The organism is Prauserella isguenensis, from assembly GCF_014191605.1.
GTDB lineage: Bacteria > Actinomycetota > Actinomycetes > Mycobacteriales > Pseudonocardiaceae > Prauserella > Prauserella isguenensis.
Genome location: NZ_JACHWU010000004.1, coordinates 230027 through 245141 on the forward strand (window position 1 = coordinate 230027; position 15115 = coordinate 245141).

A 15115-nucleotide genomic window follows, 5' to 3' on the forward strand; every position below is an offset into this window, starting at 1 on the left:
TATTGCAATAGATCGGAGGTGGCATTGCCGAAGGTTGTCGATCACGACGAACGCCGGCGCCTGATCGCCGAGGCCGTCCGCAGGATCGCCGCCGACCGGGGCCTCGAGGCCGTGAGTCTCGGGGAGGTCGCCGCCGAAGCGGGGATCTCCAAGGGGCTCGTGCAGCACTACTTCGCCACGAAGGACGAGATGCTGCGCTACGCGACCTCGACCCTGCGCACCCAGGTCGAACGGCGCATGACCACGGGCGGACCCGCGCTGCGGGAGCTTCTGGTGGCGCTGCTGCCGATGGAGGAGACGGCGAGAACCGACGCCCTGGTGGCGAACGCGTTCGTGACGCGCGCGATGAAGGATCCGGAGATCGGAGCACGGTTCCGCGACGGCTACGAGGAGCTCCGGAAGGTGGTCGCCGGGCTCGTCGTGGCCGAACAGGACGCGGCGCGGGTGGACGCGGCGCTGGACCCCGAACCCGAGGCGGACCTGCTCCTGGCGCTCGTGTCGGGTCTCGGGGACGCGGTGCTGCTGGGGCAGCGGAGTCCCGGGCAGGCCGAGGCGCTGATCGATCGGCAGTTGGCCCGGCTGGCGCCGCGCTGAGCGCGTCGGGTCGGCCGGGGGAGCGTGGCGTCGCGGAGCGACTATCGCTGGCGCGGGGGCCGGGGTGGCCGCGATCCTGGGCGGTATGGATCATCCGCACTTGTCCCGTGTCGTGCCGACCATGCTGGCCGCGTCGGGGGTGCCCGGTTACGAACGGTCGATCCCCGAGCTGCCGGAAGCGTCCCGGGCATGCGTTCTGCTCATCGACGGCCTCGGCTGGGAGCTTCTGCACGAGCACGCCGACTGCGCACCGGTGATCCGGGAGCTGTGCCGCAGGCCGTTGCGGGTCGGATATCCGGCCACCACCGCGGCCGGGCTGGCCGCGATCGGTACGGGCGGCGCCTCGGGTGAGCACGGCATGGCGGGGTACAGCTTCGAGGTGCCGGGCACGGGCGTGGTGAACGCGCTGCGCTGGTGCCGGCACCCCGGCGGGCCCGACCTGTCGGAGGAACTCGCCGCCGAGGACGTGCAGCCGCTGGTTACGACGTTCGAACGCGCCGCCGCGGCAGGCGTGGCGACGAGCGTCGTCTCGGCGGCGCAGTTCGACGGCTCGCCGTTGACGCGGGCAGTGCTGCGGGGCGGTCGGTACGTGGGCGTGCACGCGCTGGGAGACCTCGCGATGCGGATCACCGAGGCGTTGCGGCCCGAGCACGCGTTCGTCTACGGCTACCACAGCGAACTCGACATGCTCGGCCACCTGTACGGGCCGGGGTCGGTGGCGTGGCGGATGCAGTTACGGCAGGTCGACCGGCTCGTGGAGTCCGTGGTCGAGGCGCTGCCGCCAGGCGCAGTACTCGCCGTCGTCGCCGACCACGGCATGGTGCGGATCGGGGAGACCATGGACGTCGATGCGACTCCGACGCTGCGGGAGGGTGTCCGTGCGCTGGGCGGCGAGGTGCGCGCCCGGCACGTGTACGCCGAGCCCGGCGCGGCCGACGACGTGCTGGCGGCCTGGCGGGAGACCCTCGGCGAGCGCGCATGGGTCGTGTCGCGGGACCAGGCGGTCGCCGACGGCTGGTTCGGACCGTACGTCGACGACCGGGTGCGGCCACGGATCGGCGACGTCGTCGCGGCGGCCCGTGATCGCTACGGCATCGTGAGCGCCGCGGCCGAACCCGCCGAGACGTCGTTGACGGGACACCACGGCTCGTTCACGGATGCCGAACAGCTCGTCCCGCTGGCCGTGGCCGACACGGTGGGATGAGGAGCGCTCGGGCGCAGGACACGCCTGGGCGGGCTGGTCGACCTACTTGAGTCCGCCTTCGCTGGCGGGTTTCAACAGCGGCGCTCCGGGGCCGAACTGGGAGAGCCGGTCGTCGACGTTGTGGAGCCCGCAGGCCTTCAGTGACAGGCAGCCGCAACCGACACAGCCGGTGAGCTGATCGCGCAGACGTTGCAGGGCGTCGATGCGGGCGTCGAGCTCGTCGCGCCAGTCCCGGGACAACCGTGCCCAGTCGGCCTTCGTCGGCGCGTGGTCGTGGGGCAGCGTGTCGAGCGCGGAACCGATCTCGTCGAGGCTGAGCCCGACACGTTGCGCGGCGCGGATGAAGGCGATGCGGCGCAGGACCGAACGCGGGTACCGGCGTTGGTTGCCGCTGGATCGCTGCGACGTGATGAGTCCGCGGTCCTCGTAGAACCGCAACGCGGTGTGCGGCACGCCGCTGCGCTGAGCGACCTGCCCGATCGTGAGATGATCGGCGAGCCTGGTGGTCACCCCGCCACGGTATCCGAACCCACGCCCCGACTTCCACCTAACTCGAAGTCGGCGCGGCGGTTCGGCTCGCCGACCACGCGTGCCGCGACGGAGGCCGCCGCGGCACGCGTATCCAGGCGGTGCACACCGGGTCGGCTCGCCACCCCGGACCGCCAAGGCGGCGAGGCGTCACCGTGGGATCACGTGCTCCTCGTAGGCGGTGATCACCTGCCGGAGAACCTCGTCGCCCGGCTGTTGCCACAGGTCGGCGTCGAACACCTCGACCTCGACGGGCCCGTCGTAGCCCGCCTCCTCGACGCAGGACCGCAGCCTGCGGTGGTCGATCGGCCCGGTGCCGGGCAGCGAACGTGCCATCAGCCCGTCGGTGATCGGAACCTGCTGGTCACAGACGTGGAACCCGGCGATCCGTCCCGCGGCCTTCGCGATCGACTCCTCGACACGCGGGTCCCACCACACGTGGAACTCGTCGACGATCACGCCGACCGCGTCGGACGGGTGCTCCTGGGCGATCTCCAACGCCTGGTCGAGCGTCGACAGCACGGATCGTTCGGCGCACTGCATGGGGTGCAACGGCTCGAGCGCGAGCCGCACGCCGCGCTCCCTGGCATACGGGGCGAGTTCGCCGACCGCATCGGCGACGCGCTGGCGGGACGAGAGCAGGTCGCCATCCGCGATTCCGCCGACCACGAGTACCAACACGTCTGCGCCGACCGTCGCGGTCTCGTCGATCGCCTCCCTGGTCATGCCGACGCCGTCGACCGCGGCGCCCTCCGGCGTCACGCCCGTGAAGAACCCGCCGCGGCACACCGACGAGGCGCGCACGCCGTGCTCGGCCAACAGCCGTGCGGTCTCGGCGGCACCGACCTCGGCGATCTTGTCCCGCCACAGGCCTATCCATTCGACGCCCTGGTCGGCGCAGCCGCGCACGGCCTCCGGGACGGACCAGCGCTTCGTGGTGATCTGGTTCAAGCTGAGGCGGTTCATGCGTGCACCCCCGCGGCCGCGAGCAGCGAACGCATCCTGGAGACGGCGAGTTCCGGGTCGGCGAGGAGCCCGGCCCGGTCGGCGAGCCGCAGGACGTCGGACAGATGCGTGATCGACCGTGCCGACTCGAGACCGCCGACCATTCGGAAGTGGTCCTGGTGGCCGTTCAGGTACGCGAGGAACACGACGCCGACCTTGTAGTGCGGGGTCGGGGCGCGGAAGATCTCGCGGGACAGCGGCACGGTGGGCGCCAGCAGGTCGTGGAAGCGGGTCGTGTCGCCGTGGTCGAGTGCGGCCAGCGCCGCGCCCGCCACCGGCGCGATCGGGTCGAAGATGCCGAGCAGCGCCTCGCTGTGTCCGTGCTCGTCCCCGGCGATCAGCTCGGGGTAGTTGAAGTCGTCGCCCGTGTAGCAGGCGACGCCCTCCGGCAGTGCGCGCCGGAACTCCCGTTCCACGTCGGCGTCCAGGACCGACACCTTCACGCCCGCGACGGTCGAGGAATGCTCTGCGCAGAGCGCGGCGAGCTCACGGGCCGCGGCGCGCACGTCCGAGTGTCCCCAGTAACCCGCCAGGGCGGGATCGAACGGTTCGCCCAGCCAGTGCAACAGCACCGGACCGTCCGCGACGGACAGCAGCTTGCCGTAGGCGTCGCGGTACAGCTCCGGACCGTCGGCCGCCGCGGCCAGGGCACGGCTCGCCATGACGACCGGCACGGCACCTTCCCCGGTCACCAGGGCGAGCTGCTCCTGCCACGCGCCGACGATGTCGTCGGTCGTCGCCGGGCCCGCGGGCAGCTGGTCGGTGCCCACACCCGCGACCCACGGCCGGTTGCCGGCACGGGCGGCCGCGCCCGTGCGGCGGATGAGTTCCTGCGTCGCCTGCCAGTCGAGGCCCATACCGCGCTGGGCGGTGTCCATCGCCTCGGCCACCCCGAGTCCACACGACCAGAGGTGCTCACGGAAGGCGAGCGTCGTCTCCCAGTCGACCTCGACGACGTGCGTCGGGTCGCCGGGGGCGAACGGGTCGGCCACCACGTGCGCGGCCGCGTAGGCGACCCGCGAGGTAGGCGGGGTCGCCTGCGCCGCCGCCGGTGGTCCGACCGGCGTCCCGGACGGGGACCACTGTTCGAGCGTGCGGTCGCGCGACGGAAGCAGCAACGAGCTCATGATCACTCCTTTGTGGCCGGACCCGGCCACGGATTCGACGCGGAAGGCTCCGGACTCGGGCACCCGGTGGAGGCGAGTACGGCGGTGCCGCGGTGGCCACTGCCGGGCCGGAGGGCGCCCCGGTGACGCCGACCGACCTGTGACGTCGGCTCATCCGAGACGTCCGATCACCTGTGATGCTTGCTGAAAGCGCTTGTAGAAAGCGTTTTCACACACCCTAAACGCCGTCGTCGCACGCGACAAGACGGCCGCGTCAGGTGTCGGCGATCGGACGGGTGCTCTCGCGAACCACGACCGTGCCCGGCATGCGCAGGATGCGGCTGCGCTTGCCGCGGTTGTCCCGGACCGCCAACTCCATGACCTTCTCGCCCAGCTCTTCGAGGGGCAGTGCGACGGTCGTGAGCGGGGGAGCGAGGTCACGCACCACGGGGATGTCGTCGAAACCGGCCAGGGAGATGTCCTCGGGTACGGACCTGCCCGCCTCGCGTAGCGCGGCCAGCGCGCCCATGGCCATCACGTCGGTCACCGCGAACACGCAGGTCGCATCGAAGCCCCGCGCCAGCAGTTCGGACATCGCCGCGTGCCCGCCGTCGCGAGTGAACGCCGCCTCGACGATGTCGTGCTCGGCGAGCTCGACGCCCGCCTCCGCGAGGCCCTCCCGGAAGCCCCGGATCCGGTCGACCACGGTGGTCAGGGCGCGCGGTCCGGCGAGCACCGCGAACCGGCGGTGCCCCTGCGCGGTGAGGGTCCGGGCCAGCTGTGCCGCGCCCTCGCGGTTCTCGGGTTGCACGCTGTCGACACGCAGCGTGCGGTGCCTGCTGACGACCGCGACCTGGCCGCCGCCCCGCTGGTACGGCTCGATCTCGGCCGCGAGGGCCCGCTCCCACTCCCTGTCCTCGAATCCCGAGCCGACCAGCAGGATCGCCGAGGCCCGCTGGGCGCGCAGCATCGAGATGTAGGCGATCTCGCGCTGCGGATCGCGGAACGTGCTGGCCAGCATCACGAGCAGACCGGCCTCGTCGGCTGCGCGCATGACGCCGCGGGAGATGCCGGCGAAATAGGGGTCGCTGACGTCGTGGCAGATGACGCCGACCGTGCGGTGGGCACCGCCCGCTAGCGCCTGGGCGTGCGCGTTCGGCGTGTAGGCGAGCTGTTCGGCCGCTGCCAGTACGCGTTCCCGCAGGTCGGAGCGTACTTTTGTGGTGCCGTTCAGGGCGCGTGATGCCGTGGCGAGGGAGACCTGCGCCTCCCGCGCGACGTCCTCGAGCGTGACGTGCGGCCGATCGTCCATTCGCGACTCTCCCTGCTCGTTTCCTGAGCACCGATCAGGGTAGGCCCTTCGGTTCGGCGCTCGACGCTTGACCGGTTCTGTCCGATCTGCATACGCTGTCCACATCCTAGCGTGAAAGCGCATTCAGAAAGCGCATTCACACAACGTGTGCCGGGTCTCGATCAGGTTCTTGCACGACACGTTCGACGGTGAACGGAGGGTCATGGTCACGCACACACAGTCCGCACGGACCGGGCAGCGGGAGCGAGCGGGCGAAGCCTCCGGCATCGCCGAACGCAGCCGCCCCGGCCTCGGGCAGCGGCTGGGCGGATTCCTGGAACGCTCGTGGCGGCCGTTCGCGCTGCTCGCGGCGCTGTTCGTCGCGTGGTGGGGCGTCACGGCGGCCGAGTTGGTCGAGCCCTATCTGGTTCCGTCGCCGGGCAACACGTTCGACGCCATCGCGGCGCGCCCGGAGTACTTCTGGGAGCACACCTGGACCACGACGTACGAGACGGTCCTCGGCTTCGTCATCGCGATCGCTGTGGGCGTGGTCGCGGCCGTGGCCATGGTGCAGTCGTCGACGCTCGAGAAGACGCTGTACCCGCTGCTGCTGTTCGCACAGGTCATCCCGAAGATCGCCATCGCGCCGCTGTTCGTCGTGTGGCTCGGGTTCGGGCTCGGGCCGAAGATCCTGGTCGCCGTGCTGATGGCGTTCTTCCCCGTCGTCATCTCCATGGTCACGGGCCTGAAGTCCGTCGACCCCGAGATGCTGCAGCTGTCGTCGACGATGGGGGCGAAATCGGGGCAGACGTTCTGGAAGATCCGGTTCCCGGCGTCGCTGCCGCACCTGTTCTCGGGGCTGAAGGTGGCCGCGACGATGGCCGTCACCGGTGCCGTCGTCGGCGAGTTCGTCGGTGCCGACGCCGGTCTCGGCTTCGTCATCCTGCAGGCCAACGGCAATCTCGACACGCCGGTGCTGTTCGCGGGCCTGCTGATCATGTCGCTGCTCGGCGTGCTGCTGTTCGTGCTCGTGGAATGGCTGGAACAGCTGCTGCTGCCCTGGCACGCGAGCCGCCGCGACGAGGGCGCGAGCACGACCCTCTGACCCGTACCCACCCAGAGCCCAGTGAGTCGAAGGAGAGCAATGAAGCTACGTGCACTCACCGCAGGCACCGCCGCCACAGCCCTGCTGCTGGCCGCAGGCTGCGGCGGATCGGATGTCGAGACGGTCACCAACGCCGAGGGCGAGCAGCTGGACAAGGTCACGCTCACCCTGAACTGGTACCCGTACGGTGAACACGCGCCGTTCTACTACGGCAAGCAGCAGGGGATCTACGAGGAACACGGGATCTCGCTGGACATCCGCGCAGGCCAAGGCTCGCAGAAGACGGTGCAGGCCACCGCGGCCGGGCAGACCGACTTCGGGTGGGCGGATACGCCGGCCCTGCTGGCCGGTGTGTCGCAGGGGCTCGACGTCAAGAGCGTCGGCGTCTACCTGCAGACGACGCCGTCGTCGGTGCAGTTCTTCTCGGAACAGGGCATCTCCGAACCGAAGGATCTCAAGGGCAAGACCGTGGCGAGCACCGCGGGCGACGCGCTGACGAACGTCTTCCCGTTGTTCCTCGAGGCGAACGGAATGTCCGAACAGGACGTCGATGTGCAGAACACCGACGCTGCGGGGAAGATGGCCGCGGTGATGCAGGGGCAGACCGATGCGCTGCTCGGCTACGCCACCGACCAGGGGCCGACGATGCAGGAGAAGTCCGGCAAGGAGGTCTCGTACCTCCGCTGGGCCGAGCACGGCCTGAACTTCTACAGCAACGGTCTGCTCACGGCGCAGGAGGTGCTCGACGACCGCGGTGACCTCGCCCAGCGCATGGTGGCCGCAACCACCGAGGCGTGGGAGCAGGCGGGCGAGGACCGCGAGGCGGCCGTCGACGCCATGGAAGGCGCGTCGGAGCAACTGCCGTCGAAGCAGGTGCTGACCGAGCAGTTCGGCGAGACGCTCGAGCTGCTGCACACCGACGCCACCGAAGGCCAGCGGCCCGGCGTCAACACACCCGAGGACTGGAAGAAGACCATCGGCATCTTCGCCGACGCGGGGGTGATCGAGGAGGCCGGCGAGCCCGGCGAGTACTGGAACAGCGACATCGCACCCAAGGAGTGACGGCGGCGCGTGGCGGGCGAACACGAAACGCCCGCCACGCATCGCCGGAGGACAACCGCCACCCGAGAACAGGTCCGAGGAGTGGGGAAGGCACATGGCTGGCTACGCGGTCGAGATCGACGACGTCACGGTGCGATTCCGCAGTAAGAAGCGTGACGTGACGGCGCTGGCCGACGTGACGATGCACGTCGAACCGGGGGAGTTCGTCTCCATCGTCGGGCCGTCGGGGTGCGGCAAATCGACACTGCTCAAGCTGTCGTCGGGGCTGCTGCCGGCGTCGAAGGGCGACGTCCGGTTGTTCGGCGAACCGGTGAACGGGCCGCGCAAGGACATCGGCTACGTCTTCCAGAAGGCGGCGCTGCTCGAGTGGCGTTCGGCCCGCAAGAACATCCTGCTGCAGGCGGAGATGCGGAAGATGCCTGCGAAGGAGGCGGCCGCGCGCGCCGACGAGTTGATCGAGATGACCGGCCTGTCGGGCTTCGAGGACGCGCTGCCGCACGAGCTGTCCGGCGGTATGCAGCAGCGCGTCGCGCTGTGCCGAGCGTTGCTGCACCGTCCGCCGGTGTTGCTGATGGACGAGCCCTTCGGCGCGCTCGACGCGCTCACCCGCGAGCAGATGAACGTCGAGCTGCGCCGGATCTGGCAGGAGACGGGTACGACCGTCCTGTTGGTGACGCATTCGATCGCCGAGGCGGTGTATCTGTCCGACCAGGTCGTGATGATCTCCGCGCGGCCGGGCACCGTCGCGGGCGTCGTCGACGTGAACCTGCCGGTCGAGCGGGACTACGGCCCGACGATGGCCGAGCCCGAGTTCGCCAAGGCGACCCGGCACATCCGTGACCACCTCGGCGCGGCCGCCGCGGCCGAGTAGCCGCCCCCCGTCGAGACATCCGAAGAACCCTCGGGCGACCGCGGGCCGCGTGCGCGGCCGCGGGCGTTCGGCCCCGCACGTCAATCTCAGAAAGGGCGTCATGGTCAACGAACTGCGATCCGTCGGGATCGTCATGAACGGTGTCACGGGCCGGATGGGCTACCGCCAGCACCTCGTCCGGTCGATCCTGGCGATCCGTGAACAAGGCGGACTGTCCCTTCCGGACGGAACACTGCTGTGGCCGGAGCCGATCCTCGTCGGCAGGAGCGAGTCGAAACTCGCCGCCATCGCGAAGGAACACGGTCTCGACCGGTGGACGACCGACCTCGACGAGGCGCTGCGCTCGGGCGCCGAGATCTACTTCGACGCACAGGTCACGAGCAGGCGCGCCGAGGGCGTGCGCAAGGCCGTCGACGCGGGCATGCACATCTACACCGAGAAGCCGATCGCCGAGGACACCGAGGGCGCACTCGAACTGGGCAGGCTGGCCGCCCGCGCCGGCGTGAAGGTCGGCGTCGTGCAGGACAAACTGTTCCTGCCCGGCCTGCGCAAACTGAAGCGCCTCGTCGACGGCGGGTTCTTCGGCGAGATCCTCTCCGTGCGCGGCGAGTTCGGCTACTGGGTATTCGAGGGCGACTGGCAGGAGGCCCAGCGCCCGTCGTGGAACTACCGGGCCGAGGACGGTGGCGGCATCATCGTCGACATGTTCTGCCACTGGCGCTACGTGCTGGAGGACATCATCGCGCCGGTGCGGTCGGTGCAGGCCCTCGCGGCCACGCACATCCCCAAGCGTGTGGACGAACAGGGCAGGACGTACGAGGCGACCGCCGACGACGCGGCGTACGGCATCTTCGAACTCGGCGGCGGGATCGTGGCGCAGCTGAACTCGTCGTGGACGACGCGGGTGTTCCGGGACGAGCTCGTCGAGTTCCAGGTCGACGGCACCGAGGGCAGCGCCGTGGCAGGCCTGCGGCGGTGCCGCGTGCAGCATCGGGCGATGACGCCGAAGCCGGTGTGGAACCCGGATCTGCCCGCCACGGAGGACTTCCGCGGCCAGTGGCAGGAGGTGCCGGACAACGGCGAGTTCGACAACGGCTTCAAGGTGCAATGGGAGATGTTCCTGCGGCACGTCGCCGGCGACGAGCCGTTCCCGTGGGACTTCCTCGCCGGTGCGCGGGGGGTTCAGCTCGCCGAGCTGGGCCTGCGGTCGGCACGCGAAGGCCGCCGGGTGGAGATCCCGACGCTGTCGTTGTAGCGCCGGACGGGCAGACTGCGGGGTATGCAACTCGTTTCACTCGACGACATCCGGACCGCGGCCGACCGTGTGCGTGGTCAGGTCCTGCGTACCCCGCTTCTGCCCGCGCTGTGGGCGGACGCGGACCGCCCGTTGTGGCTGAAGCCCGAGAACCTTCAGGCGACCGGCGCCTTCAAGCTCCGCGGTGCCTCCAACGCGCTCGCGGCGCTGGACGAGCGCACCCGGGGGAAGGGTGTCGTCGCGTACTCGAGCGGTAACCACGCCCAGGCGGTGGCGCGCGCGGCGCAGTTGCTCGGCGTACCCGCGCACATCGTCATGGCCGACAGCACGCCGCAGGTGAAGATCGACGGCACGCGGCGTTACGGCGCCGAGGTCGTGCTGGTGCCGGTCGCCGAACGGGAAACGACCGCCCATCGGCTGGTCGACGAGCTGGGGGCCGTGCTCGTGCCCCCGTTCGACCACCCCGACATCATCGCGGGTCAGGGGACGGCGGGTTTGGAGATCGCCGAGGACCTGCCGGACGTCGAGCTCGTGCTCGTGCCGGTCAGCGGAGGCGGACTCGCCTCGGGCATCGGGACGGCGGTGACGGCGCTGTGCCCGAACGCCACCGTGATCGGCGTCGAACCGGAGCTCGCCGCCGACACCGCCGACGGCCTGCGCGCCGGGCACATCGTCGAATGGCCCGTCGAGGACCGCGGCAGGACGATCGCCGACGGACTGCGCGCACAACCCTCCGAGCTGACGTTCGCGCACCTGCAGACCGTCCTCGACGGCGTGGTCACCGTCTCCGACGACGAGATCGGTGAAGCCATGCGCGTCCTCGCCACGCGTAACCGGCTGGTCGCCGAGCCGTCAGGCGCGGTGCCGCTCGCCGCCTACCTCCACCGGTCGGGTGAGTTGCCGCGCGGTCGCACCGTCGTGGTGGTGTCCGGCGGCAACGTGGACCGCGCGATGCTCGCCGACGTCCTAGGCTGACGGGGAGCAGACCCAGCCGACGCGTGACGAAGGGGCCGACGATGAGCGACGTGCTGTTCGGCGATGAACACGTCCAGAAGTACGAGGAGACCGACGGCGAGGTCGGCCACGTGTGGCAGGACGGCGTGCCGACGTTGATCCTGACGACCACCGGGCGCAAGACCGGCGAGCCGCGCAAGTTCGCGTTGATCTACCAGACGCACGGCGATGCGTACGTCGTCGTCGCGTCCAAGGGCGGCGCGCCCGATGATCCGGGCTGGTACAAGAACCTCGTCGCCCACCCGAACGTCAAGGTGCAGGTCGGTGCCGAGAAGTTCGACGCCGTGGCCCGCACCGCGAGCGCCGAGGAGAAGGCCGAGCTGTGGCCGATGATGGCCGCGGTGTGGCCCTCCTACGACGACTACAAGGTCAAGACCAGCCGCGACATCCCCGTGGTGCTACTCGACCCCGCCTGACCTGCGCAAACGCTCTGCCGGGCCGGTGGTGCGCCCGGCAGAGCGACCCACGTCACGCCCGCGGCCGGGGTGGGGGCGAGGTGGTGTGGTCCGGGGCATAATCGCCGCCATGAGCGAACACTTCGACGTTGTGGTCCTGGGTGCCGGTCCCGGCGGGTACACCGCCGCCGTCCGAGCGGCCCAGCTCGGGTACGACACCGCCGTCATCGAGGAGCGCTACTGGGGCGGTGTGTGCCTGAACGTGGGCTGCATCCCGTCGAAGGCGCTGCTGCGGAACGCGGAGCTGGCCCATCTGTTCACGTCCGAGGCCAAGACCTTCGGCATCCAGACGACCGGCGATGTCACCTTCGACTACGGTGCGGCTTACCAGCGCAGCCGCAAGGTCGCCGACGGCCGCGTCAAAGGTATTCACTACCTGATGAAGAAGAACGCCATCGCCCAGTTCAACGGCCGCGGTTCGTTCACCGGCCCCAACTCGATCGACGTGCGGCGCGCGGACGGCGAGACCGACACGGTCACGTTCGACCACTGCATCATCGCTTCGGGCGCCAGCCCGAAGCTGCTGCCCGGCACGCAGCGCAGCCAGAACGTCGTCACCTACGAGGAGCAGATCCTCGCCGAGGAGCTGCCGGACAGCATCGTCGTCGCCGGCGCAGGCGCGATCGGCGTCGAGTTCGCATACGTGCTGCACAACTACGGCGTCAAGGTCACGATCGTCGAGTTCGCCGACCGCATGGTGCCCGCCGAGGACGAAGAGGTCTCGGCCGAGCTGGCGCGCCGGTATCGCAAGCTCGGCGTCGACGTGCTGACGTCGACGAAGGTCGAGTCCATTGAGGACAACGGCACGGGAGTGCGGGTGACCGTGTCGAAGGAGGGCCAGCAGCAGGTGCTCGAGGCCGACAAGGTGCTGCAGGCCATGGGCTTCGTACCGAACGTCGAGGGCTTCGGGCTCGAGAACGCCGGCGTGCGGCTGACCGAGCGTGGCGCGATCGACGTCGACGGCCGCGGCCGCACCAACGTGGGGCACATCTTCGCGATCGGTGACGTGACGGCGAAGCTGATGCTCGCCCACGCCGCCGAGTCGATGGCCATGATCGCCGCGGAGACCATCGCCGACGCCGAGACGATGGAACTCGACTTCCGGATGATTCCCCGCGCGACCTATTGCCAGCCGCAGATCGCCTCCTTCGGGCTCACCGAGCAGGAGGCGCGCGACGCGGGCCACGACGTGCAGGTGCAGAAGTTCCCGTTCACCGCGAACGGCAAGGCGCACGGCCTCGCCGAACCGGTCGGGTTCGTCAAGGTGATCGCCGACTCCGAGCACGGCGAGTTCCTCGGCGCCCACCTGATCGGCCCGGAAGTCACCGAACTGCTGCCGGAACTGACGCTCGCGCAGCAGTGGGACCTGACGGTGCACGAGGTCGCCCGCAACGTGCACGCTCACCCGACGCTCGGCGAAGCCGTCAAGGAGGCCGTCCACGGCCTCGCGGGCCACATGATCAACATGTGACCGGTGCCGTGTTGCACCCGCGGGGGGCCGTGTTGCGTTCCGGGGTGGCCGTGTTGCGGTTTCGGGGGACGGTGTTGCGGTTTCAGGAGACGGTGTTGCGTTCCGGGGAGCGAAGGTGCCCCGTCGCCGGCCGTCGCTTCTCGTCGGCGTGAGGTGCGGCTGCGTCCGGGAGTCGTCACCCGGCCACGCGGCGGACGGACGCGGGGTGGACCGCGATCCGCAACCAGTCCGCCGTGCGCATCTCGGCGAGCTGGGCGGCGCGTGCGGGGTCGTCGAGATCCCAGTACCGGGCGGCGAGACGTTCCAGCAGCGCGTGCGCACCTTCCGACTCGATCGTGACCGGGCCCGCCACCGACACCCAGTGTTCGGGCTCGCCCACCGGTGAGGCGACGACGATCGAGGCGCGCGGGTCCTGCCGCAGCCGTCGGACCTTGGGTGCGTCCGGGTCGGTGAACAGCTGGATCGTGCCGTCGTCGGCCGCCTCGAACCACAGCGGTCGGGGCTGCGGCGGGAGTGGTCCGGCCGCAACGGTGAAGAACCCCTGCAGTGGGCGCCGAAGGAATGCCAAGTCGTCGGCCGTCAAAGACGATGCGGGTGACGCGGTGTCCATGCTCATGTACCCCAGTGAAGCCCAGTCTCTCGGACGATCCCATAGGCAGAACGCCGAATCGCCTGTGTATTCGTCTACTGTCGGCAGGGTGGATGTCTTCGACGATCTGATCCGCGGCGTGCGTGCACACGGATCGCTCTTCGGCAGCTCGGTCCTGACACCGCCGTGGTCGTTGCGGTTCGTCGACGGTGCACCGCTGACCTTGTGCACAGTGCTCGGCGGAGCGGGGTGGATCGTCCCGGACGGCGGGCGGCCGGTGCCGCTGCGTGATCGCGACACGGTCGTTGTCCGCGGTCCGGAGCCGTTCCGCTTCGTCGACGACGTCGACACCGGCGCCGAGCCGGTCGACTGCGGGCAGCAGTGTGCGGTCCCCGGCGAGGGCGGAACACGGCATCGCCGCGGGTGGCACGACACCGGCGAGGGCGGCGTGACGTTGATCGTCGGCGCCTACCCGGTACATGGCGAGATCAGCCGCATGCTGCTGGAAACACTGCCCGACGTGTTGCGTGTGGACGGTGGCGGTACCGGCGACGGTGTGCTGGACCACGTCGCGGACGAGGTGTCGATCGACCGGCCGGGCCAGCAGGTGGTCCTCGACCGGCTGCTCGACTGGATGTTGGTCTGCACGTTGCGTGAGTGGTTCGACCGGCCCGACACCGACCCGCCGGCGTGGTGGGCGGCGCAGCACGACCCGGTCGTCGGCGAGTCGTTGCGGTGGATACACGCAGAACCCGCGGCGCCGTGGACGGTCGCCGCGCTTGCCGAACGCGCCCGCGTCTCACGGTCCACCCTGGCCAAACGGTTCGCCGACATCATGGGCGAACCGCCGTTGGCGTATCTCATTCGCTGGCGGATGACGCTCGCCGCGGAGATGCTGGTCGAGCGCAGTTCGGCGACGATCGCCGACGTGGCGCACGCGGTCGGCTACTCCGATCCGTTCGGGTTCAGCGCGGCGTTCAAGCGGGTCCGCGGCGTCAACCCCAGCGATTTCCGCAGAGCGGCGACCGGTTAGCGCGGACGTACTCCCAGCCGGTGTTGCGGTCCTGTGCGCTCGCGAGCCGCAGCGCGCCGAGCCGCGAAACACGCCGGATGTGGCAGAGCGCTCCGGGGCTGTGGCCTTCCGTTGCGGGCCTCGATGGTCGGGATCAGGACGACGTGCCTCAGGACGTGCACGAGCCCAGAACCTCCGCTGGACGGAAAGCGGGCATTTCCGTCGTGCACGACTGGGACAGCCTCGCCCGGCAACCCGAGGCGGCGCTGGCCGGTGCAGCGAGTGGCGGATTCGCCGCCGCCGGGCACGGCCTGCGACGCTGGCGCCGATCGACAGCTCGCAGGCGTTCCTCGACCGGTACCGGCGCGTGCGCGGTCGCCGGTTCACAGCCGCTGAACAGGAGGTCGCGTGGGCGGCGAGCGTGTGGCAGGCCGCCCACCATGCTCGGTGGAAAGCCCTGCACGGTGCCGTTCCGGTGTGCGGTCACGAGCTTCGGCGTCACGCGGGTGACCGGTTGCGCCTGGCGAACGCCTCGTGCAGAACACGCGTGCCC

General features: G+C 70.2%; 15 protein-coding genes. 10 read left to right on the forward strand and 5 right to left on the reverse strand.

The window, feature by feature from the left end; translation table 11 throughout:
* Window positions 1–18 precede the first annotated feature (18 nt).
* Both FHS23_RS17375 and FHS23_RS17380 read left to right on the forward strand, forming a co-directional pair.
* Entirely contained in the window at window positions 19–594 is a 576-nt protein-coding gene (locus tag FHS23_RS17375; protein WP_343054033.1) for a TetR/AcrR family transcriptional regulator, read from the forward strand.
* 85 nt (window positions 595–679) lie between these two features.
* Window positions 680–1798, forward strand: a complete 1119-nt coding sequence (locus FHS23_RS17380) for an alkaline phosphatase family protein (protein ID WP_183656821.1) — start codon at window positions 680–682, stop codon at window positions 1796–1798.
* A gap of 42 nt (window positions 1799–1840) precedes the next feature.
* Here FHS23_RS17380 and soxR read toward each other — a convergent pair whose 3' ends face one another.
* From soxR to FHS23_RS17400, 4 genes are all read right to left on the reverse strand, one after another.
* Window positions 1841–2308 (reverse strand): redox-sensitive transcriptional activator SoxR, encoded by a 468-nt coding sequence (gene soxR, locus FHS23_RS17385; RefSeq protein WP_183656823.1) that lies wholly within the window; start codon window positions 2306–2308, stop codon window positions 1841–1843.
* 168 nt (window positions 2309–2476) lie between these two features.
* A complete protein-coding gene (locus FHS23_RS17390) occupies window positions 2477–3292 on the reverse strand; it encodes a sugar phosphate isomerase/epimerase family protein (RefSeq protein WP_183656825.1) in 816 nt (271 codons plus the stop codon).
* Window positions 3289–4458 (reverse strand): DUF993 family protein, encoded by a 1170-nt coding sequence (locus FHS23_RS17395; protein WP_183656828.1) that lies wholly within the window; start codon window positions 4456–4458, stop codon window positions 3289–3291. The genes FHS23_RS17390 and FHS23_RS17395 overlap by 4 nt, the downstream gene beginning before the upstream one ends.
* A 253-nt stretch (window positions 4459–4711) precedes the next feature.
* On the reverse strand, window positions 4712–5749 hold the full coding sequence (locus FHS23_RS17400) for a LacI family DNA-binding transcriptional regulator (protein ID WP_183656831.1): 1038 nt from the start codon (window positions 5747–5749) through the stop codon (window positions 4712–4714).
* 202 nt (window positions 5750–5951) lie between these two features.
* On the opposite strand from FHS23_RS17400, the gene FHS23_RS17405 reads away from it, so the two are divergent.
* The 7 genes from FHS23_RS17405 (at window position 5952) to lpdA (ending at window position 12961) form a co-directional block, all read left to right on the forward strand.
* A complete protein-coding gene (locus tag FHS23_RS17405; RefSeq protein ID WP_183656833.1) occupies window positions 5952–6833 on the forward strand; it encodes an ABC transporter permease in 882 nt (293 codons plus the stop codon).
* Window positions 6834–6872: 39 nt separating this feature from the next.
* Window positions 6873–7895 carry an ABC transporter substrate-binding protein gene (locus tag FHS23_RS17410; protein WP_183656835.1) on the forward strand — a complete coding sequence of 341 codons (1023 nt, stop codon included), beginning with the start codon at window positions 6873–6875 and terminating at the stop codon, window positions 7893–7895.
* Window positions 7896–7989: 94 nt separating this feature from the next.
* Entirely contained in the window at window positions 7990–8766 is a 777-nt protein-coding gene (locus FHS23_RS17415) for an ABC transporter ATP-binding protein (RefSeq protein WP_183656837.1), read from the forward strand.
* A gap of 100 nt (window positions 8767–8866) precedes the next feature.
* A complete protein-coding gene (locus FHS23_RS17420) occupies window positions 8867–10021 on the forward strand; it encodes a Gfo/Idh/MocA family protein (protein ID WP_183656839.1) in 1155 nt (384 codons plus the stop codon).
* A 24-nt stretch (window positions 10022–10045) separates the two neighbouring features.
* Window positions 10046–10996, forward strand: a complete 951-nt coding sequence (locus tag FHS23_RS17425; protein WP_183656842.1) for a threonine ammonia-lyase — start codon at window positions 10046–10048, stop codon at window positions 10994–10996.
* A gap of 50 nt (window positions 10997–11046) precedes the next feature.
* Entirely contained in the window at window positions 11047–11451 is a 405-nt protein-coding gene (locus tag FHS23_RS17430; RefSeq protein WP_183657407.1) for a nitroreductase/quinone reductase family protein, read from the forward strand.
* A 109-nt stretch (window positions 11452–11560) separates the two neighbouring features.
* Window positions 11561–12961, forward strand: coding sequence for a dihydrolipoyl dehydrogenase (gene lpdA / locus FHS23_RS17435; protein WP_183656844.1), 1401 nt, complete (start codon window positions 11561–11563; stop codon window positions 12959–12961).
* Between the two features lie 175 nt (window positions 12962–13136).
* Here the strand turns inward: lpdA and FHS23_RS17440 are convergent, their stop codons facing one another.
* Window positions 13137–13577: a pyridoxamine 5'-phosphate oxidase family protein gene (locus tag FHS23_RS17440; RefSeq protein WP_183656848.1), complete on the reverse strand. Its 441-nt coding sequence runs from the start codon at window positions 13575–13577 to the stop codon at window positions 13137–13139.
* Between the two features lie 82 nt (window positions 13578–13659).
* On the opposite strand from FHS23_RS17440, the gene FHS23_RS17445 reads away from it, so the two are divergent.
* Window positions 13660–14583, forward strand: a complete 924-nt coding sequence (locus tag FHS23_RS17445) for a cupin domain-containing protein (protein ID WP_183656851.1) — start codon at window positions 13660–13662, stop codon at window positions 14581–14583.
* The last annotated feature ends 532 nt before the right edge of the window (window positions 14584–15115 follow it).

What these genes read in the sequence shown, in the direction of transcription:
- FHS23_RS17380 (WP_183656821.1), top strand. Translation starts at nt 680, where the DNA reads ATGGATCATCCGCACTTGTCCCGTGTCGTGCCGACCATGCTGGCCGCG.
- FHS23_RS17390 (WP_183656825.1), bottom strand. Translation starts at nt 3,292, where the DNA reads ATGAACCGCCTCAGCTTGAACCAGATCACCACGAAGCGCTGGTCCGTC.
- FHS23_RS17395 (WP_183656828.1), bottom strand. Translation starts at nt 4,458, where the DNA reads ATGAGCTCGTTGCTGCTTCCGTCGCGCGACCGCACGCTCGAACAGTGG.
- FHS23_RS17400 (WP_183656831.1), bottom strand. Translation starts at nt 5,749, where the DNA reads ATGGACGATCGGCCGCACGTCACGCTCGAGGACGTCGCGCGGGAGGCG.
- FHS23_RS17405 (WP_183656833.1), top strand. Translation starts at nt 5,952, where the DNA reads ATGGTCACGCACACACAGTCCGCACGGACCGGGCAGCGGGAGCGAGCG.
- FHS23_RS17410 (WP_183656835.1), top strand. Translation starts at nt 6,873, where the DNA reads ATGAAGCTACGTGCACTCACCGCAGGCACCGCCGCCACAGCCCTGCTG.
- FHS23_RS17415 (WP_183656837.1), top strand. Translation starts at nt 7,990, where the DNA reads ATGGCTGGCTACGCGGTCGAGATCGACGACGTCACGGTGCGATTCCGC.
- FHS23_RS17420 (WP_183656839.1), top strand. Translation starts at nt 8,867, where the DNA reads ATGGTCAACGAACTGCGATCCGTCGGGATCGTCATGAACGGTGTCACG.
- FHS23_RS17425 (WP_183656842.1), top strand. Translation starts at nt 10,046, where the DNA reads ATGCAACTCGTTTCACTCGACGACATCCGGACCGCGGCCGACCGTGTG.
- lpdA (WP_183656844.1), top strand. Translation starts at nt 11,561, where the DNA reads ATGAGCGAACACTTCGACGTTGTGGTCCTGGGTGCCGGTCCCGGCGGG.
- FHS23_RS17440 (WP_183656848.1), bottom strand. Translation starts at nt 13,577, where the DNA reads ATGAGCATGGACACCGCGTCACCCGCATCGTCTTTGACGGCCGACGAC.